Source organism: Alteromonas sp. MB-3u-76 (genome assembly GCF_002831605.1).
In the GTDB taxonomy this organism is placed as follows: domain Bacteria; phylum Pseudomonadota; class Gammaproteobacteria; order Enterobacterales; family Alteromonadaceae; genus Alteromonas; species Alteromonas hispanica.
On record NZ_CP025115.1, the window covers coordinates 1,633,788 to 1,653,577 of the forward strand.

Sequence of the window (19,790 nt, forward strand, 5' to 3'; positions counted from 1 at the left end):
CGGTAAGGTAGAGCCAATTCATATTTTTGTAAGGGGTAAATAATGAGTGATTCTGTAAAGTCTCAAGTGAGCGAAGAAGAGTGGCAGACACGGGGCGATTTAGCGGCTTGCTATCGTGCTGTTGCAATGTATGGCTGGGACGACCTTATCTTTACTCATATATCCGCTCGGGTTCCAGGGCCAGAGCATCATTTTCTGATTAACCCATACGGCATGATGTTTGACGAGGTAACTGCCTCTAGTTTGGTGAAAGTCGACTTGCATGGCAATAAGGTAATGGAGAGTGAGTACGATATAAACCCAGCTGGCTTTACCATTCACAGCGCGGTGCATGAAGCTCGCGACGATGCGAAGTGCGTACTTCATTTGCATACCGCAGAAGGCGTTGCTGTGTCTGTGCTTGAAGATGGCCTTCAGCCTTATTCTCAGCAGTCTCTATTTCCTTTAGCGTCGTTGTCTTACCACTCTTATGAAGGCGTAGCGCTTAATCCAGATGAAAAGGTACGTTTGGTGCGAGATTTAGGCGATACCCAATTTATGATTTTGCGAAATCACGGCCTGTTAACTTGCGCAGACAATATTGCAGACGCTTTTTTGTTTATGTTTATTTTACAGCGCGCCTGTGAAATACAATTAAAAGCCCAGGCAACCGGACAAAAACTTATTCCAATCCACTCGGCAATTTTACAAGGCATTCGTGAACAAGCTGCCCAGGTAACTAAGCAGGCCGGTGGGGCACTCGCTTGGCCCGGGATCAAGCGTCGTGTGCAGAGACGTTTTCCTGGTTTTGACGAGTAGCCACTAAAAAATCTTCATTCTCACAACACGAGCACAAGTTTAGCCCGCTTAATTGGGTTACTAACCGCCTAATTTGGGTTAAACTTAGTGCCATGAAAATACTTCTTGAAGACACTATACCTTTTGGCCAGCGTTATCTCGATGACATAGGTGAGGTTCGCACGTATGCGTGGCAAAACATAACGCCAAACGATCTCATCGACATTGATATACTTGCCCTTCGCAGCACCACAAAGGTAACGTCTGAATTACTCACAAATGCCAATAAACTGCAGTTTGTGACTACCGCCACAGCAGGTACAAATCATTTAGATAAGGGCTACTTAGACAGCAGTGCCATTGCGCATAGTTCAGCAGCAGGTTGCAACGCAGTTGCTGTGGCTGAGTACGTGTTAAGCGTATTGCTACACGCGCATAAAACTAAAAAACTCGATTTGTATCACTCTACAGTAGGCATTGTAGGTGCCGGAAACGTGGGAACGGCGTTGACGAGGTTACTTGACGCATTGAGCGTTAATTACATGCTGTGCGACCCTTTGAAAAAAGAGGCGGGGGATAAGCGCTCTTTTGTTGAAATGAACGATATAGCGCAGTGCGATATTATTACTCTCCATGTACCTTTTGTTAGCAAAGGGCCTTACCCAACAGAAAACCTGATAGGTGAAGGGTTTCTCGATAAGCTTGGCGCACATCAGCTGCTTATTAATGCTTGCCGCGGCGAAGTAATCAATGAGGCCGCCTTACTTGCGCGGTTTAATAAACCTAGCCCGCCAGTTTTAGTATTAGATGTTTTCGATAACGAGCCTAACATCAATACAGCACTGTTTGAACATTGTTGGTTTGTCACGCCTCATATTGCTGGGCACTCCGTAGAGGGGAAGGTGCGCGGAACTCAAATGATTTATGAGCAGATTTGCGAGCGAGCAGGTCAGCCAGCCACTAAAAAACTGTCAGATTTTCTAGATAGTGTTCCCCCTCTAGCCGTAGCGCTACAAAATCCAACAGCAACTAGGCTATCAGTTGAAGATCTTATTAACGTTTTTCACCGTGTGTATAACGTTGCTGTAGACGATAATGAGATGAGAACGGCCATTGCCGATAACGATGGTGTTCATTCCGGCGATGCTGGTTTAAATGTGGGGGCTCACTTTGCCTCATTACGTAAAAACTATCGAGTAAAAGGTCAAGAAAGGCGAGAGTGCAGTGCGCACACCTTATTACTGCCAGCAAACACCAGCAAAGAAATTCAGAAAACCTTTAAAGATTTAGGCTTCTCTGCCCAGTTAATTCAGGCAGGCTAATTCAGGCAGGCTAATTCAGGAAGGCTAATTAAGAGACAGTGGAACAGCCCATTAAGAAACTTAGCAACAGGGTTTAGTTTACATTTAAAAGGCACAAGCACTAAGCGAGCCTTTTGTAGAGTATAAAATTCATAAATTTCGATAAGCCTATTTTAGGCTTACACATTCATTTTTAGGAGAAAACAGTATTATGTCGCAAGCGTTTGATGTTGCAGTTCTAGGCGCAACAGGTTTAGTTGGGCAAACTATGATTGAGCTTTTAGAAGAGCGTGGTTTTCCAATTAATCGTCTATATCCTTTAGCAAGTAAACGTTCTGCAGGCAGCACCGTTACCTTTAAAGGTGAAGAGATCGAAGTAGAAGATGCAGAAGCCTTCGATTGGTCTCTTGTTCAGTTCGGTTTTTTCTCAGCGGGTGGCAGTATATCAGCCAAATATGCTCCGCTAGCAGCAGATGAGGGCTGCATAGTTATCGACAATACATCGGAATTTCGTTACGAAGCTGACATTCCATTAGTGGTTCCTGAAGTAAACGCCCACGCCCTAGCCGATTTCCGTAATCGCAATATTATTGCCAACCCTAATTGCTCAACTATTCAAATGATGGTGGCGCTTAAACCTATTCAAGATGCGGTGGGTATATCGCGGATTAATGTAAGTACTTATCAGTCTGTCTCGGGCGCAGGTAAAGAGGCCATGGAAGAGCTTGCAAAACAAACTGCTGGCTTGCTTAATGCTAGAGAAGTAAAACCCGATGCGTTTAGTCGCCAAATTGCTTTTAACGCAATTCCGCAAATTGATGCGTTTCAAGAAAATGATTACACCAAAGAAGAAATGAAAATGGTGTGGGAAACGCAGAAAATAATGGGTGACAACTCGATTTTGGTTAATGCAACTGCGGTGCGCGTTCCGGTATTTTATGGTCATGCTGAAGCTATTCACCTAGAAACGCATTCTCCGATTGATGCAGAGCAGGTTAAACAGTTACTTTCAGATGCTCCTGGCGTTACGTTATACGAGGGCGCAGAACAGTTTCCTACACAAGTAAGCAGTGCTAGTGGGAACGATATGGTTCATGTTGGAAGAGTTAGAAATGATATTACTCATCCTTGCGGGATCAATATGTGGGTTGTATCAGACAATATTCGAAAAGGCGCAGCCACAAATAGCATTCAAATTGCAGAGACACTTATTCGCGACTATATGTAAAAATTGGTCGCACAATTTATTCATATTGTCCTGTTAAAGGAGTAGCAGGGCTGCTAGGTTGTTGTAACGATAAGTAAAAGATAAACATTTTTAGTTTCTTGCCGATATGAATCTATTGGCAGGGGAATCAAAAGAGCAGATGAGCCAACAGATTAGCTAAATGGTTAAATGGGCAAATCAGGTGAGTTGGCAAGGCAAAGTGCATTTGAACGATGTGACGGTCTTTGTTAATGCTTTTGTTTAAAAAGCGCCGTAAAACGTACTCGCTAACTAGATTGCCTACCACAAGTGGTTTATAGTTTGAGGATGTTGTTTTTAAACATACGAAAAGTAACACTTGGTCAGACACTTAGCTTAGTTTCATGCATCCCCACGAGATATGCGGAAAGACTTTTGAGGTGTATAGGCTAAGTCACAGGTAAGCGCGCTTAATTTGCTATCAAAATGACGGCAAAGAGTAAGAAAATAAAAACAAAGCCAACGCAGGCGACTTGTTTAGTCGGCCAAATATCAGTTGGCATTAAAATACATCAACCTTTAAAGGTGGTATTTACGCTTGAGGGCATATAGGACTGCTATGAAATTGCATTTGACGGGCTTACTATTAATTAGTTTATGTGTGTATGCCCCCATCACTTCAGTGAATGCGCAGGAAAGGGAAACCTTACTCAAGGGACCTAAAGATGCGAGCGATCAATACTCTGGATTAGAGTATGGTCCCATCGACTCAAATGATACTTTATGGCGCATAGCAGAGCGATATAGACAAAATAATAACCTGAGCGTTTATCAGGTTATGACCGCAATCTACGAACTCAATCCAAACGCATTCGAAGACGGAAACCTCAATCTTCTCGTTAACGGTGCAGTTCTCAAATTACCCTCCGAGCGCTACATTGCTCGAATCAGCAAAGAACAAGCACAACAGCGTGCCGAAAGAGATGAGCGGGCTTTTGCTGAAGCGCTCAATAAGCCTGGTAGCAGTGTAAAAAACATCAAGCCAGCGTCTCCTCTAGTAAATCAACAAGATCTGTCACAAACCCAAAACGACATTGAGCAAAAAATAACGCGTTTAGATGCAGAGCAAACCCGTCAATTCGACGAGTTGCGCAGGCAGTTCGCAGCCTCGTTAAATAATGTTCAAGAAATCCTCGATGAAAATAGAAAGCTCTATGAGCGAGTTGAAGCTGTAAATGGTGAGCTTGAGTCGCTAAGAGGCCAAGTGGAAGGTGATGTAAAAGAACAGCTTGATATGCAGGTGGCCTTACAGCAAGAGCTGCTGGATATGATAAGAGCCGAACAGGCTGAAAGGGCGGCTGAAAAACGAGACTCTCTGTTGAATAAGCTAATGAGTCCTATGAGCCTGCTTATAGGTTCGGGCCTATTAACGTTACTGCTAGTTGGCGGCTTAATTACGTGGTTACTCAAGCGTAATAGCAAACCTCAAGAAAGTCCCTCGGCTACAAACACATCTAATGATGAAGAAGTGCCTGTTCCTGAAAGCGACTTAGGCGACCTCTCTAGTGCACTTGCGCCAGATTTAGATGAAAAAGACGAACTGACCGACGATGACCTATTTAACGACGACGACTTACTCGATGATGTACTAACGTCAGATTTAGAAGAAAGCTTAGATGACGAATTAGAAAGCTTTGCAGATTTAGAAGACGACTTGTTGGTACCCGATGATGATTCAGACGATTTATTTGAAGCCGGTGCAGATGAGTTAGACCAAAGCGAACTAGACAGTTTATTTGACGATGATGATTTGTCTGACAAGGTACTTAACGAGAATGAACCTGAAGATTTAGACGGCATTGACCTATCTGAAGATGATGATGTTTTCGATGAAACCGGTGATGATGCCAGTGAGGACTCATCGAAAGTTGAGGAACAGTCGGACGCGTCAGATGACGATTTTGATATCGACGACCTGTTAGACGATGTACAAAGCCAAGAAGCCTCAAAAGACAGCGAAGCTTCAGAAGACGTAGATCCCGACGACATTTTAAACGAGTTTGGTTTAGATCAAGAGGACAACGGTGGGCAAGAAGAGTCTTCTGCTGAAGAGAACGTTAATGTTGATGATATAGATGCGTTGCTTGATAGCAATGCCGCAGAGCCCTCTCAGGACGACATAGATGATTTACTCGATAGTGCAACTGAGACAGCGTCTTTACCGAGTGTTGATGACGAAGATGAAAAGCCAGAGATAAGCATAGACGACCTGTTAGAGGAAAATGCACCTGATACTGCGCTTACTGACGAGCTAGACAGCAAAGATGATCTCATAAATGAAGAGATGCTTGAAAAGCTAGACGATGAAATCAATCAGCAAAATCACGAGATCAACAAAATTACAGACGATTTGCTAAGCGAAATTGAGCAAATTGAAATGATGGGCGGCCTTGATGACGAAGAAGACGCAGACGAAGAACTAGAAGACGAAATTATATCGGGCTCAGGTTCGCCTCAGTCTATTCAAGACTTCGACTCAATTACCGACGACTTAGATGAAATTTTAAACGACGAAATTGAAGACGACTTTTCAGACCCGCTCTCGGATGAACTAATTGCCGAACTGCAAAGCGAAATGCCAGATGATGAAGACGATACATCTGACGATGAGGCGGTAAGTAAACCCGAAGCCGCAGAAGAAGAGAGCGTATCTGATGATTCTGACGATTTTAACGATTCTCTTTCTGACGACCTGCTAGCCGAATTAGAAGCAGAGCTTGAAGACGGCACTTATGATGTTGATAGCAGTGACGCTGGTGAGGAGCCTTTAGCGGGGCAAGAGCCTTCAGCAATTGAAAAGCCTGAAACGGACGTCGACGAATCAGCGTTTGAAGAAGAAATAAGCGACCCGCTAACAGATGAATTATTGGCAGAGCTAGAATCTGATTCAAGCGAAGAAGAGACTGCAGCCGAAGAGGAACCTACAGCTGAGGAAGAACCTGTAGCCGAAGATGAGCCTGCAGCAGAGGAAGAACCTGCTGCCGAAGATGAGCCAACAGCCGAGGAAGAGCCTACAGCCGAGGAAGAGCCTACAGCCGAGGAAGAGCCTACAGCCGAGGAAGAGCCTGTAGCCGAAGAAGAGCCTGCATCTGAAGAAGAGCTTGCCGCTGAAGAGGAATCTACTGCTGAAGATGAGCCTACTGCCGAGGATGAATCTTTAGTCGGGGACGAGCCGGCAGCAGACGAGGAGTCTGTAGCCGAGGAAGACTTTAGCGCAGACGAAGAGCCTGTAGCTGAGGAAGAACCTACTGCCGAGGATGAATCTTTAGTCGAGGAAGAGCCTGCGGCGGACGAGAAGCCTGCAGCCGAAGAAGACATTAGCGCAGACGAAGAGCCTGTAGCTGAGGGAGAACCTGCTGACGAAGATGAGCCTATTGCCGAGGATGAATCTGTAGTCGAGGAAGAGCCTGCAGCAGACGAGGAACTTACAGCTGAGGAAGACTTTGCAGCCGAAGAAGAACCCGCAGCTGAATCAGACGATCCGTTAGATGATGCACTCGAAGCCTTTGAAAAAGACATGATGGATGATATCCCGTCTTTTGGCGATTTTGAATCAACTGATGAAGTAACACAAGATGATGCTGCAGAGCCCGACTCTGAAGAGAATGTTGAACAAGACGAAAACGATTACGATGACAGCATTCTTAATGATGCTTTTGATGACGTTGATTCTTTCGCACTAGAACAAGAAGTGGATGGAATAGAGCCTCAACAAGAGCCAGAACAGTCAAAAGTTGATGATACTAGCGAAAACAATGCTATTAACGATGAAGATATAAATGAACTTGGCGATGTCCCCGGCCTCGATGATTGGTTAAGTAGCGATGGCGACGATGACATTCAAGACGAGGAAATCTTGGATGAACTCGACAGCGCGGAATTCGAAGAACTTCTTGAAAGCCTAGAATCTGAGACTCCATCTGACGCAGATTCACAGCTAGATAGCGACCCGAGCGGAGAAAATGGCGAACTGGAAGAGGCCAATAGCGAGAATCAAGACGCCGATGATGCCCAGGCAAACGAGGAGCCTCAGCCAACCGAAGAAGCTTCGCACGAAGTAGAACAACCTATCGAAGATGAAGCTAGCGCAGCGGACCATGCTCAAGAGGAAGTAGGAGCAGAGTCGAATAATGAGGATGATGAGTTTCCGCTAGAGGATGATACCTTTGAACTAGAAGACATTGACGAGCTTGGCGATGAAGACCTTGCGGATGACTTGCTCGATGATACTTTCGACAACGACAACGACAACGACAACGATAGCGATAGCGACAACGACAATGATAGCGACCTAGACGACTTATCATTACCAGATGTCGACATGGACGACGACAGCGAAAGTAACGCTGACAACCATTCACAGGCGTCAGCGGTAGAAGAGGAATCAGAAAAAGCTGATTTAGAGGAAGGTGATTTAGAAAAAGATCAGGAGCCCAAGAGCAACGACCTCAAAGACGACGATCTTAAACTTGATAACCCTGACCTTGACCTAGAAGCTCTGCTCAGCGATATGCCCTCTGTTGAGATGGGAGGTGAAACCAATGAGCGTGAAGACTTCTTAGATGTAGAAGCGCTTATGGATGACGGCGACGATGACACCATGGACGATCCCGATAGTCAGCCACTAGATTTAGATGTAAGCCTCTCGGACTTCACTGGTGTAAATGACAGCGATTCGGTTATCGATATAGATAAAGATGCAGGCCAAAATGCAAACCTAGACTTGGCCCGCGCTTACCTTGAAATGGAAGATGTTGACGCTGCCAAAGAGCTCCTTGAAGAAGTGCTTAACGAGGGAAGCGAAGAGCAAAGGCAAGAAGCTGAAACGATATTGAAATCCATCGGCTAATTGCATGTTAGTTGGCATATGACTACACTTAGCGGCTTTTAGTTTAGAGGTAGCAGAATCATGGGGCGAATTGCCTTAGGGATTGAGTACGACGGTGCTGCTGTTTACGGTTGGCAGCGCCAACAAGAAGTGCCAAGTGTTCAAGAGTATCTTGAAAAAGCGTTATCGAAAGTCGCTAATCAGCCTATTCACGTGCAATGTGCCGGGCGCACAGACGCGGGCGTTCATGCTACAGGCCAAGTGGTTCATTTTGATTGTGACGAGCCCAGGCCAGACCGTGCTTGGACATTAGGTGTTAACGCCAACCTTCCAGATTCAGTAGCAGTAACATGGGTTAAGAATGTAAGCGATGATTTTCACGCGCGTTTCTCTGCGACGCATCGCCGCTACCGCTACATTATTCACAACAGCAAAATGCGACCCGCTATACTTCACCATGGTGTTACCCATGTGCACCGGCCTTTAGATGAAGAAAAAATGCACGAGGCTGCTCAAGCCTTACTGGGCGAACAAGACTTTACTTCGTTCAGAGCGTCTCTGTGCCAAAGTAAAACCCCGTTTAGAAATGTGACTAATGTGACTGTTTATAGACAGGGGCAGTATGTCATTATTGATATTAAAGCCAACGCATTCTTGCATCACATGGTGCGCAATATAACAGGGTCGCTTGTTGAAATTGGGGCGGGGGAGCAACCAATAGAGTGGATTTCTCAGCTGCTTGCACTGAAAGATAGAAGTAAAGCGGCGTCGACTGCAAAGCCTAATGGACTTTACCTGGTAGATGTTACCTACCCAGAAGAACACGATTTGCCTAAAAAACCACTTGGGCCCTTATTTTTACCCGAAACCTAATTTTCTCCGGTAAAGCGTCTCTCGTTGATTAAAAACTAATGCAAGCTCAATTTAAACTGGTCGGAGTGTAACTTCTTAGACCAGTTTTGTTTTTTCCATTTCGTTGTATTGTGGTCTAATAGCGCGCTATATTAGATAGCCGCTTTGATAGGTTACGCACGTTTTCTTTGTAACGCTGTCAAAGACATATAATTCATGTGTTGTTGGTAACCAATATGAACCGTATTAAAAACAAATGCCGACACTCTAAAAAACAAAGGATTCAATTTCCATGAGCTGGATTCAAAAAATACTTCCACGCACTCAAACGACCTCTAAGGGTAATGTTCCAGAGGGTATTTGGACAAAGTGTGGTTCTTGTCAGGCCGTTTTATACAAAACAGAGCTAGAAAAGCTACAAGAAGTTTGTCCTAAATGCGACCACCATATGCGTATTACGGCGCGCCGTCGTATTGATGCATTTTTAGATGAGGGCGATCGCGTTGAATTAGGTGCCGAACACGAACCACAAGACTTGTTGAAGTTTAAGGATTCTAAGCGTTACAAAGATCGCATTGCCGCTGCGCAAAAATCGACGAATGAAAAAGATGCATTAGTCGTTATGCAGGGTAAAGTAAAAGGCATGCCTGTAGTGGTAGCGTGTTTTGAGTTTGCTTTTATGGGCGGTTCAATGGCGTCGGTTGTTGGTGCGCGATTTGTTGCTGCAGTTAATGCGTGCCTTGAGAATAACACGCCGCTTATTTGCTTCTCTGCAAGTGGCGGTGCGCGTATGCAAGAGGCGTTAATGTCGTTAATGCAAATGGCAAAGACCTCTGCGGCGCTAGCGAAAATGAGCAAAAAAGGACTGCCTTATATTTCGGTACTCACCGATCCAACAATGGGTGGGGTATCTGCAAGTTTGGCCATGCTTGGCGACATTAATGTGGCAGAGCCCAAAGCCCTGATTGGTTTTGCAGGCCCAAGAGTGATTGAACAAACGGTTAGAGAGAAGCTTCCAGAAGGATTTCAGCGCAGCGAATTCCTGGTAGAGAAGGGAGCTATTGATATGATTGTTGACCGCAGAGATATGCGTGATAAATTACACGGCTTATTGGTTAAGTTGCATAATAAAAATTAGTGAATAACGAAAATAATAACAACAGTGGCTCAGAGCGGGTGACTTCACCCTTTAAAAAAAGCCTGAGCCAGTGGCTTTCCTACCTAGAATCTATCCATCCTAGTGCCATAGACATGGGCCTTGAAAGAGTTAAGCGCGTTGCCGATGCAATGTCTCTGAGCTTGGCAGACTCTATTGTCATTACCGTGGCTGGCACCAACGGCAAGGGAACGACCTGTCGCCTGCTAGAGCAGTCGCTGCTTGCGCAAGGCAAAACCGTCGCGGTTTATAGCTCTCCTCATCTCATCGACTATTGTGAACGGGTTCGCTTCAACGGCGACCTTGCAGCGCCCGATACTTTTGTTGACGCATTTGAATGTATCGAGAGAGCAAGAGGAGATATCTCTCTTACGTATTTCGAGTTTAGTACACTTGCCGCAATGAAAATGATGCAAGATTGGCAGGTCGAAATTGCTATTTTAGAAGTTGGGCTGGGTGGCAGACTAGATGCAACCAATATCATTGACCCTGATTTGGCAGTTATCACCACAATCGATTTAGATCATCAAGATTGGTTAGGCAATACGCGTGAGAAAATAGCGCGGGAAAAAGCGGGTATTATGCGCTTGGGCGGTAACGCGGTAATTGGTGACTTGTTTCCGCCTTCTTCGCTATACGACGTGGTTAACGAACTAAATGTAAACGCATGCTGGGCGACAAAAGATTTCACGAGTGTTGTCAGTTCAGACCAAAGTGAATGGGAGTGGAAAGGGAAGACGATATCTTTCAGTGACCTTCCTTACCCCAATATACCGCTGCAAAATGCAAGCACGGCACTCGCTGCGCTAGAGGCGCTAAATTTATTGCCTCAGCACAATGCGCTTAAAGAAGTACTTTGTAAAACTACCATGCCAGGACGGCAGCAAAAAATAAGCGATTCGCCTCTCGTTGTGGTCGATGTTGCTCATAATCCCCAAGCGACGACCTCTATGCGTGAATGGTTAAGGCGTTACAAGGTTGATAAATACCGTATTGTGGTAGGAATGCTAAAGGATAAGTCAATTGCTGAAACGCTTTCACCGCTAGCGTCGTTACCAGCGACATGGTATGTGGCAAGTACGCAAGGCGCGAGAGGTTGTGATGCCGATGTGCTTAAAAATGCACTTGTTAATGCAGGCACAACCATAGAGAATATCAGCACATACGACAATGTTACCTTGGCGTATGAGAGTGCGCTGTTAAATTATCAACCCGATGAACTCATTTTAGTGTTTGGGTCTTTTGTTACCGTGGCAGACGTACTCGTAAAAACCAACTAACAATCCGCTTGTTTCTAACAAGGTATAAGCGTGAAGGCATTCAGCCAGGAGATATCAGTGACATCGGCATTAAAGAATAGGTTGGTAGGAACCATTATCGTTGTGGCGCTTGCCGTTATTTTCCTACCCGACTTTCTCGATGGAAAAAAGCAGCAAAACCGTGAGCCTTTCGTTTCGGTGCCTGCAAACCCACCTCTTAAACCCATTGTAGAGCCAGAGCCATTTCCTTCAGAGCGTGTGGCTAGAGCCGCTGTGCCTGCGGTTGACATAGAAGAAGCCGAAGCGCTTGACGATGTTTTTGAAAATCAGGAAGCCGCAAGCATTAACGCAGAGGGCGAGGGAGCATCTGATACCGCATCAAAAGTATCGCAGCCTGCCGTACAAGAGGACGATGAACTTGCCAACCAAACAGTTGTTGAAAGTACCAACCGACTTGTTGAGGAAGATGCGGGCTGGGTAATTCAGTTAGGTAGTTTCAGACATGAAAAGAATGTCAAAACATTACTCGGTAAGTTAGAAAAAGCAGGGTATCGAGCCTTCAGTCGAAAAATCCAAACTAGTTCAGGTTTGCTCAATAAAGTGTTTGTTGGCCCAGATCTAGACAAAAAGAAACTCGATTCGGCGCTCCCGCACTTAAAAGAGCTTACGGGGCTTAAAGGCAAAGTTACTACCTTTAGTGTTAATTAACCTGTAAATATTTTGGCTGCGTTCTAGATGTTATACAAAAGGCTATTTTATTACATACTGGTAATATTTTTGGCTTCTGTTAGAATGCGCGCCATCTCGCCAACGGCATCTTGTCTAGCATGAGTTTAGGCAACATCAACGCAATAAAGAGACGATGAACTGGGTTGACTTCTCCATACTGGGTATCATTGCGGTATCAACCTTAATAAGCCTTATAAGAGGGTTTGTTAAAGAAGCCATTTCGCTTGTGGTTTGGTTTTCTGCACTCTTTATTTCCAGCAATTTCTATGCAGACCTTGCTATTTACTTCACCGCCATCGACGATACCTACATTAAAAATGGCGCTGCAATTGCGGCATTATTTGTATCTACACTTATACTCGGCGGCATGGTGAACTTTGTATTTGGTCAACTAGTCCAAGCAACAGGATTGTCGGGCACTGATCGTGCGCTTGGTATCGTATTCGGCGCTTTGCGCGGTGTACTCATCGTGAGCGCTTTACTCTTTTTTATGGATACCTTTACAGGTGCCGCCGCCGCATTATGGTGGCAGTCATCTATTCTCATACCAGAGTTTGGTGTCATTATTGAGTGGTTTTTTACGTATGTTAAAGACTCCTCCAGTTTTTTAAATCCCGTATAAAATAGGTAACGCACATGTGTGGTATTGTCGGAATAGTTGGTAAAACCCCCGTAGCTCAGTCTCTTTACGACGGTCTAACGGTTATTCAACACCGTGGGCAGGACGCTGCGGGTATAATGACTATCGATCAAAATATGTTTAACCTGCGCAAGGCAAATGGCTTAGTGAGAGATGTTTTTCACACTCGCCACATGAAGCGTTTAACCGGTAATATGGGTATAGGACACGTGAGATACCCAACTGCTGGTACGTCGAGTTCTGCAGAAGCACAGCCTTTCTATGTTAACTCTCCCTTCGGTATTGCTTTTGCCCACAATGGTAACTTAACCAATGCTCACGACCTTCAAGAGGAAGTGTTCCGCATTGCTCGTCGCCATATCAATACCACTTCAGACTCTGAGTTACTGCTTAATATTCTGGCCCATGAGCTTCAGCAAGTGGCTGGGCTTAGCGTTAGCGCAGAGCATATTTTTGAAGTAGTAACAAAAGTACACAAAAAAATTCGCGGTGCTTACGCTGTTGTTGCCGCTATAATTGGTCAAGGTATTGTTGCATTTCGCGACCCTCATGGTATTCGTCCTCTTGCCTTAGGTAAGCGCATGACAGAGCTGGGGGAAGAGTGGATGGTAGCATCAGAAAGTGTTGCTATCGATGCTGTGGGCTTCCAGTTTGTGCGCGATGTAGCGCCAGGTGAAGCTGTATTTATTACTGAAGAAGGTCAGCTGCATACTCGCCAGTGTGCCGATAATCCAATTACGTCTCCGTGTATTTTTGAGTTTGTTTATTTCGCGCGCCCAGATAGCTTTATCGATGGTATTTCTGTTTACGCCTCACGGGTAAACATGGGAAGAAAGCTCGGTGAAAAAATTAAGCGCGAGTGGTCAGATTTAGATATTGATGTCGTTATCCCCATTCCTGAAACCTCTATGGATGTGGCACTACAAATTGCGACAACGCTAGACCTGCCTTACCGTCAGGGCTTTGTGAAAAACCGCTATATTGGTCGCACCTTTATAATGCCGGGACAAACACTGCGTAAAAAATCAGTACGCCGTAAGCTCAACGCTATATCTTCTGAATTTAAAGGTAAGAGTGTTCTACTAGTCGACGATTCTATCGTTCGAGGTACAACGTCAGGACAAATTATTGAAATGGCAAGAGAGTCTGGCGCTAAGAAAGTTTACTTTGCGTCTGCTGCGCCTGAAATTCGTTTTCCAAATGTATATGGCATAGATATGCCATCGGCAAATGAACTGATTGCCTACGGCCGCGAAATTGATCAAATTGCCGATCTTATCCAAGCTGACGGCCTTATTTTCCAAGACATATCTGATCTTGTTGAAGCTGTTCGTGAGGAAAACGACAGTATTCAGCGCTTTGAAACTTCTGTGTTTGATGGAAACTACATAACGGCAGATATCGACCAAGAGTATTTAGAGCGCATAGATATGTCTAGAGGTGAAAAGTCGAATCAGGCACCTACTATGCAGGCTGAATTGAGTAATTTAGATGTGCATAACATGGGTTCTAACTAAATAGCATCGCAGCTACATGAAATATTAACCCAAATAAAAGGCCGCTCAAAGCGGCCTTTTATGTATCTGTACCCATATCTGTATCTGTATCTGTATAATAGAGGCTTTTGTCTGTTTGTAAGCTTAGCTCTGCTAGAAAGCTTTATTCAAACCCAGACGTTAGTGAATAAATACCGGCCCGCCAAACATGCCCCAAACTAGCACTGAGCCTGTCATCAGAATAACCAGAAGTACCAATCCGCAGGTTACAACTGAACTCGAGTAGATAAACCCTTTGTCCTCATGCATATGCATAAGAATAGGGACACCAGAATAAAGAAGATAAACCGAATAGCTGATACCAACCAACAGGGCGGTCATAACAACCCACAGCTCTGGGTAAAGACCCGCAAATCCAACCATAAATAAAGGTGTGGCCGTATATGCAGCTAACTCAAGCGATTGTGTGTAGGTAGGTGTGGCATCGAATGCTTTGGCTAGCTCGTGTATCAATATAGCTAGTCCAATAACACCCGCTATTAAACCGAAATACATGCCCATGCCCATCATAATTGCACTATTTTCGCTGAGGCGGATAATATCGCCGGCCCCAATGCTCCACCCAGTATGTGCACTTGAATAATAGGCTACTACAGAGGGAATAAGCGCGATAAAGGCTATATGTGTGAGTGCATAAAAATAGTTTTCATGCTTTGTATCAATTGTTTGCCACTCTTCTTTCGGATGAGTGTAAATACCAACGAGGTGATTTAAAATCATAGTCCCTGCCTTTTAACTAACGTTCTAGTTTTTAGAGTTAAGTTATTAAAAATAAAAGAGTATTGTTTTATTGGCAGTGTGATTCTAAAAAATTGGCCCTAAATACTAATTAGGCGCAGTGGAGATTAAGTAGCGCGTTTACCACTGCTGGTTGTTTGCTGTAGCAAAGTAAAAGTGTTTGTTACACGCTACTAGGACGCGCGTTTAACTGCCGTTAACAATATTTTTACAATTTCAGTGTGCAGTAAGATCACTCCTGCGTCAATGAATATTGTCTAATTAATCGTCTATTTAAAACGGCTAAATTGAGCCTTTGAATTAAAAGCGGTTGTTAGGAAAAGATGGATTACCTTACGCTGCGCTTGGTATTCCAGAATGGAACCGAAACTCGATATCCTCGCTGACGATAAGTTGTTTTTCCACTTCACCAAACAGTGCTACACGCTCTGTAATATCAGTGGAGGAAATATTAGCCGCAAGCGTAAGATAATCTTCGAAATGACGGGCTTCAGAGCGCAGTAGCGACATATAAAACTTGCCTAGTTCGTCAGACACATGGGGAGCTAGCTTTGCAAATCGTTCACACGAGCGCGCTTCAATGTAGGCACCGCAAATAAGCTTGTCCACCAACTTTTCTGGCTCGTAAGTGCGAACTTGACGAAGTAATCCGTTTGCATAGCGACTAGAGGTTACCGATTTATACTCAAAACCCAAGCGATGCATTATCTCCAGCACTTGATAAAAGTGGTGCAACTCTTCTTTTATAAGCATTACCATTTTATCTAACATGTCTTTTTTAACAGTATCTAATCCGCTTACGTTAAATACGCTTTTCGATAAATGTTTGGTATTGAGTGATTGCCAGTCACCTTCATGTCTATATGTAAAGTCTTCGTAAGGTTTAAGCCAGCCAAGTAATATTTTACTTGTCTTTTCATCTGCCACATAGCGTCGCAATAAATACATGGCGCTTTGTGCTGCTTTTAACTCGCAGATAAGATGGTCTGTAAGCAGTATCTTCAAATTCTCTTCTTTTGTTGCTTCATCTACCCATGCATCTGGTGTACTGCATTGCAAAAAAGCAGTAACGGGCGTGAGAAGTGATGAAATTTCTGAAGATGAAATAGCAGACATTGTGATACTTACCTAATGAAATAGCTTAAAAACTGATACGATTCGCTATCTGTGTAAGACAACGTTTTTGACGGCGGCAATACTACCCGAAGGGCCGCCGTAGAAACAACTTAAATAAGTTATAAAACTAAAACATGAATTATTTGGCGCATCTTTTTTTAGCAAAACCTACCGCAGACTCTCAGTTTGGTAACTTACTGGGAGATTTTCGCCGCGGTGTAAATGTGGCCTCATATTCTCTCAACGTACAGCGTGGTCTTGAAAATCATCATACTGTCGATAAGTTTACCGATCAGCATGAGTTAGTGAGACAGGCGAAGCTACTTTTTCACCCAAGTCGCCGCAGGTTTGCCCCCGTTGCTATCGATATCTATTTCGATCATTTGTTAATTAAACACTGGTCCGCTTTTACGGATACCCCGTTCTCGCTGTTTTGTGACGAGCGATTTGCGCTTTTAGAAAGGCGGTTGCCTGTTATGCCTCGAAATATGCAGCACAGTGTAGGTCACTTAATTACTCACAATTGGTTTAATGATTATGCAAAAGAAGAGGGAATTGCAAAGGCGATTGCTGTAGTGGCGAAACGAATTCGCTTTAAAAATGAGTTTCACAAAAGCGTTAATGACATTGTTTGCAACAAAGAAGAGTTGGAAAGCCTGTTCTTATCGTTTTTCCCTCAACTAATAGAGCATGTGCATGAAAGGGGTATAGAAGAGCGCACAGAATAGTATTCAGCAGAGCATATAGAAGGACAGTAAAAAAAGCTTGAAAGATCCATTAAACCAGACGTTAAAAGAGTGCAGTAAGTCTATAAAAACCTTATATCACAAGCAAGTAGGCTATGTATGGGAAACTTATCCTGTCTCATTAAAGTGCGAAGCTTTACAGAGATATATCGACTAATTTCGTTAACTTGTCGTTCTGTATAGAGAGAATGCTTCGAGGGGGTTATAGTGGATGTGCCAACAATCTAAACAAAAAGAACTCGGTATGAAAATGATGAACTCCTACAGAACTCCCCGCAAATGGGCTGCTGCCCATTGTTTGTTATTACTTTCTCTTTTTACCATCAATGCAGTGGCCCAAGAGCATGACCGTGCCATAGAAATAGACAGTAAAGTCGTTACTGAACACGAGACCAAAATTTTAGGTAAACGCGTTAAATACAGTGCCACTACGGGCACTCAGCCTGTGTGGAATACCAAAGACGAGGCCGTTGCTACGCTTTTTTACACATACTATAAGCGTACAGATGTTAAAGACGATACGAAAAGACCACTTATTATCTCATTTAATGGCGGTCCAGGATCTGCCTCGGTATGGATGCATGTGGCGTATACCGGCCCTCGTATACTCAATATTGATGATGAAGGTTACCCCGTTCAACCGTACGGTGTTCAAACTAACCCGTATTCAATACTCGATACCGCAGATATTGTATTTGTGAACCCAGTAAACACCGGCTACAGCCGAGTTCTACCAAACGCCGAGGGTAAAATGCCGTCTCAGGAAGAGCAGAAAAAAATGTTCTTCGGTGTAAATGCAGATATCAGCTACCTAGCTGAATGGGTGAACACGTTTGTGACCAGAAATAATCGCTGGCGCTCTCCTAAATACCTTATTGGTGAGAGCTACGGTACTACTCGAGTGTCAGGTCTTGCACTTGAACTCCAGAACAGTCAGTGGATGTACTTAAACGGTGTAATCTTAGTGTCACCTACCGACATAGGTATTGAACGCAATGGTCCGGTGAAAGCTGCGAATCGCCTGCCTTACTTTGCAGCGGCTGCCTGGTATCACAATAAACTTGATTCAGACCTGCAAAGCAAAGACTTAACCGAACTATTACCTGAAGTAGAAGACTTCACTATTAACGAACTCATTCCTGCTTTGGCAAAGGGCGGTTTTATTGATCCGGCTGAGAAACGCCAAGTGCTTGCTAAAATGGCTCGCTACTCTGGCTTAAGTGAAGAGGCTGTTGCTCAAAACAACTTAGATGTTTCCACGGCATTTTTCTGGAAAGAGTTATTGCGAGATGAAGGCAAAACCCTGGGGCGGTTAGACAGTCGCTATCTGGGTATCGATGCTAAACAAAGCGGTGATAGACCAGACTATTGGGCTGAACTCACATCTTGGCTACATTCATTTACGCCTGCGATAAACTATTACCTGCGTGAAGAACTAAATTATAAAACTGACATTAAATACAACATGTTCGGGCCTGTGCGTCCATGGGACAGAAGCAATAACAATACAGGCCGTAATTTGCGCCTGGCTATGGCCCAAAACCCTTATTTAAATGTAATGGTTCAGGCTGGTTATTACGATGGAGCAACAAATTACTTTGATGCCAAATACACGATGTGGCAGCTAGACCAAAGCGGAGCGATGAAAGATCGCTTGAGTTTTAAAGGTTATCGCAGCGGGCACATGATGTATCTACGTCGTGATGACCTAAAGCAGTCTAATCAAGATTTACGCGAATTTATCAAAGGCAGCACGCCTCTTGAAGGTCAACCTGCCATGTACAAGCGTTAATTAAGGAAGCAAAACATGAAAGCCGTAGGTTACAAACGCTCGTTAGCAATTAGCGAAGAGAATGCGCTAGAAGATATTGAAGTAGATAAACCAACTGCTACAGGGCGAGATTTACTTATTAAAATAAGCGCTATCGCTGTTAACCCTGTAGATTGCAAAATTCGTCAACGAGTAGAGCCAGAAGGTCAACCAAAAATTTTAGGCTGGGATGCCGTTGGAGAAGTGGTTGAAACAGGAAGTGACGTTACGGCTTTCAACGTAGGCGACCGCGTTTATTACGCGGGAGACCTAACTCGTCAAGGAACTAATGCACAATATCAAGCAGTAGATGAACGTATTGTAGCAAAGGCACCTACTTCATTAACGGATAGTGAAGCGGCTGCATTGCCGCTTACCTCTATAACTGCCTACGAGCTGTTGTTTGATCATTTAGAAATTAAACAGCAGAGCGAAAAAAGCGACGAAGTGATACTTGTTGTTGGTGCAGCTGGTGGAGTGGGTTCTATTATGCTGCAGCTGCTTAATGTATTAACCGGCGCAACGGTTATTGCTACGGCATCCCGCGACAAGACAAAAGCCTGGGTATCATCTCTAGGCGCAGATTTTGTTATAGATCACAGTCAGCCCATGGCGGAGCAAATTAGGGCGCTTAATATCGGCCCCGTAACTCATGTCGCTAGCTTGACTAATACAGGTGAAAACATTGAAACGTTTGTTGAAGTGATGAAGCCAAAAGGTAAATTAGCGCTGATTGACGATCCTGAGCATGTGGATATTTCAAAATTAAAGCAAAAAAGTTTGTCTTTACACTGGGAGTTTATGTTTACTCGCTCTATGTTTAAAACTGACGATATGATTGAGCAGCAGAAATTACTGTCTCACGTTGCTGACTTAGTGGATGAGAACAAGATTAAGACCACTGTGGGCAGGCACCTCGGTAAAATAAATGCCGCAAACCTTATTGCGGCTCATAAAGAGCTTGAAGCAGGCACAGCCGTTGGTAAGCTGGTGCTAGAGGGGTTTTAAACGGTTGTTTTCACAAGTACCTTTATAC

Annotated in this window: 15 protein-coding genes; 13 read left to right on the forward strand and 2 right to left on the reverse strand. The window is 44.2% G+C overall.

Translation table 11 applies throughout. From position 1 onward, the window contains the following. Window positions 1-42: 42 nt before the first annotated feature. From CW735_RS07355 to purF, 10 genes are all read left to right on the forward strand, one after another. The gene (locus CW735_RS07355) at window positions 43-798 is read left to right on the forward strand and encodes a class II aldolase/adducin family protein (RefSeq protein WP_071979989.1); all 756 of its coding nucleotides are present in this window, start codon (window positions 43-45) and stop codon (window positions 796-798) included. Between the two features lie 92 nt (window positions 799-890). Continuing rightward, window positions 891-2,099 carry a 4-phosphoerythronate dehydrogenase gene (locus CW735_RS07360; protein WP_100971486.1) on the forward strand — a complete coding sequence of 403 codons (1,209 nt, stop codon included), beginning with the start codon at window positions 891-893 and terminating at the stop codon, window positions 2,097-2,099. A 190-nt stretch (window positions 2,100-2,289) separates the two neighbouring features. After that, window positions 2,290-3,306, forward strand: coding sequence for an aspartate-semialdehyde dehydrogenase (locus CW735_RS07365; RefSeq protein ID WP_071979987.1), 1,017 nt, complete (start codon window positions 2,290-2,292; stop codon window positions 3,304-3,306). 577 nt (window positions 3,307-3,883) lie between these two features. Next, window positions 3,884-8,173 carry a FimV/HubP family polar landmark protein gene (locus CW735_RS07370; protein ID WP_100971488.1) on the forward strand — a complete coding sequence of 1,430 codons (4,290 nt, stop codon included), beginning with the start codon at window positions 3,884-3,886 and terminating at the stop codon, window positions 8,171-8,173. A 60-nt stretch (window positions 8,174-8,233) separates the two neighbouring features. Beyond that, entirely contained in the window at window positions 8,234-9,025 is a 792-nt protein-coding gene (truA, locus tag CW735_RS07375; RefSeq protein ID WP_071979985.1) for a tRNA pseudouridine(38-40) synthase TruA, read from the forward strand. Window positions 9,026-9,296: 271 nt separating this feature from the next. Then, complete coding sequence (gene accD, locus CW735_RS07380; RefSeq protein ID WP_071979984.1) at window positions 9,297-10,142, forward strand: acetyl-CoA carboxylase, carboxyltransferase subunit beta; 846 nt, start codon at window positions 9,297-9,299, stop codon at window positions 10,140-10,142. Further along, on the forward strand, window positions 10,142-11,440 hold the full coding sequence (folC, locus tag CW735_RS07385; protein WP_071979983.1) for a bifunctional tetrahydrofolate synthase/dihydrofolate synthase: 1,299 nt from the start codon (window positions 10,142-10,144) through the stop codon (window positions 11,438-11,440). Before accD ends, folC begins: the two co-directional genes overlap by 1 nt. Window positions 11,441-11,497: 57 nt before the next feature. Next, complete coding sequence (locus CW735_RS07390; RefSeq protein WP_071979982.1) at window positions 11,498-12,127, forward strand: SPOR domain-containing protein; 630 nt, start codon at window positions 11,498-11,500, stop codon at window positions 12,125-12,127. Window positions 12,128-12,281: 154 nt separating this feature from the next. Continuing rightward, entirely contained in the window at window positions 12,282-12,770 is a 489-nt protein-coding gene (locus CW735_RS07395) for a CvpA family protein (RefSeq protein WP_071979981.1), read from the forward strand. A 14-nt stretch (window positions 12,771-12,784) separates the two neighbouring features. Next, window positions 12,785-14,305, forward strand: coding sequence for an amidophosphoribosyltransferase (gene purF / locus CW735_RS07400; protein WP_071979980.1), 1,521 nt, complete (start codon window positions 12,785-12,787; stop codon window positions 14,303-14,305). A 159-nt stretch (window positions 14,306-14,464) separates the two neighbouring features. Here the strand turns inward: purF and CW735_RS07405 are convergent, their stop codons facing one another. Both CW735_RS07405 and miaE read right to left on the reverse strand, forming a co-directional pair. Next, the gene (locus CW735_RS07405; protein ID WP_071979979.1) at window positions 14,465-15,064 is read right to left on the reverse strand and encodes a Yip1 family protein; all 600 of its coding nucleotides are present in this window, start codon (window positions 15,062-15,064) and stop codon (window positions 14,465-14,467) included. A gap of 351 nt (window positions 15,065-15,415) precedes the next feature. Beyond that, the gene (gene miaE, locus CW735_RS07410; protein WP_071979978.1) at window positions 15,416-16,198 is read right to left on the reverse strand and encodes a tRNA isopentenyl-2-thiomethyl-A-37 hydroxylase MiaE; all 783 of its coding nucleotides are present in this window, start codon (window positions 16,196-16,198) and stop codon (window positions 15,416-15,418) included. A 134-nt stretch (window positions 16,199-16,332) separates the two neighbouring features. On the opposite strand from miaE, the gene CW735_RS07415 reads away from it, so the two are divergent. From CW735_RS07415 to CW735_RS07425, 3 genes are all read left to right on the forward strand, one after another. Beyond that, the gene (locus CW735_RS07415; RefSeq protein ID WP_100971490.1) at window positions 16,333-16,926 is read left to right on the forward strand and encodes an acyl carrier protein phosphodiesterase; all 594 of its coding nucleotides are present in this window, start codon (window positions 16,333-16,335) and stop codon (window positions 16,924-16,926) included. Between the two features lie 262 nt (window positions 16,927-17,188). Then, window positions 17,189-18,736 carry a S10 family peptidase gene (locus CW735_RS07420; protein ID WP_442855886.1) on the forward strand — a complete coding sequence of 516 codons (1,548 nt, stop codon included), beginning with the start codon at window positions 17,189-17,191 and terminating at the stop codon, window positions 18,734-18,736. 15 nt (window positions 18,737-18,751) lie between these two features. Continuing rightward, window positions 18,752-19,762 carry a zinc-binding alcohol dehydrogenase family protein gene (locus tag CW735_RS07425; protein ID WP_100971493.1) on the forward strand — a complete coding sequence of 337 codons (1,011 nt, stop codon included), beginning with the start codon at window positions 18,752-18,754 and terminating at the stop codon, window positions 19,760-19,762. Window positions 19,763-19,790 lie beyond the last annotated feature (28 nt).

Coding starts and splice junctions, on each gene's coding strand:
- CW735_RS07420 (WP_442855886.1), top strand. CDS start 17,189: ATGAAAATGATGAACTCCTACAGAACTCCCCGCAAATGGGCTGCTGCC.
- truA (WP_071979985.1), top strand. CDS start 8,234: ATGGGGCGAATTGCCTTAGGGATTGAGTACGACGGTGCTGCTGTTTAC.
- CW735_RS07425 (WP_100971493.1), top strand. CDS start 18,752: ATGAAAGCCGTAGGTTACAAACGCTCGTTAGCAATTAGCGAAGAGAAT.
- CW735_RS07370 (WP_100971488.1), top strand. CDS start 3,884: ATGAAATTGCATTTGACGGGCTTACTATTAATTAGTTTATGTGTGTAT.
- CW735_RS07365 (WP_071979987.1), top strand. CDS start 2,290: ATGTCGCAAGCGTTTGATGTTGCAGTTCTAGGCGCAACAGGTTTAGTT.
- accD (WP_071979984.1), top strand. CDS start 9,297: ATGAGCTGGATTCAAAAAATACTTCCACGCACTCAAACGACCTCTAAG.
- CW735_RS07395 (WP_071979981.1), top strand. CDS start 12,282: ATGAACTGGGTTGACTTCTCCATACTGGGTATCATTGCGGTATCAACC.
- CW735_RS07360 (WP_100971486.1), top strand. CDS start 891: ATGAAAATACTTCTTGAAGACACTATACCTTTTGGCCAGCGTTATCTC.
- CW735_RS07355 (WP_071979989.1), top strand. CDS start 43: ATGAGTGATTCTGTAAAGTCTCAAGTGAGCGAAGAAGAGTGGCAGACA.
- miaE (WP_071979978.1), bottom strand. CDS start 16,198: ATGTCTGCTATTTCATCTTCAGAAATTTCATCACTTCTCACGCCCGTT.
- CW735_RS07405 (WP_071979979.1), bottom strand. CDS start 15,064: ATGATTTTAAATCACCTCGTTGGTATTTACACTCATCCGAAAGAAGAG.
- purF (WP_071979980.1), top strand. CDS start 12,785: ATGTGTGGTATTGTCGGAATAGTTGGTAAAACCCCCGTAGCTCAGTCT.
- CW735_RS07415 (WP_100971490.1), top strand. CDS start 16,333: ATGAATTATTTGGCGCATCTTTTTTTAGCAAAACCTACCGCAGACTCT.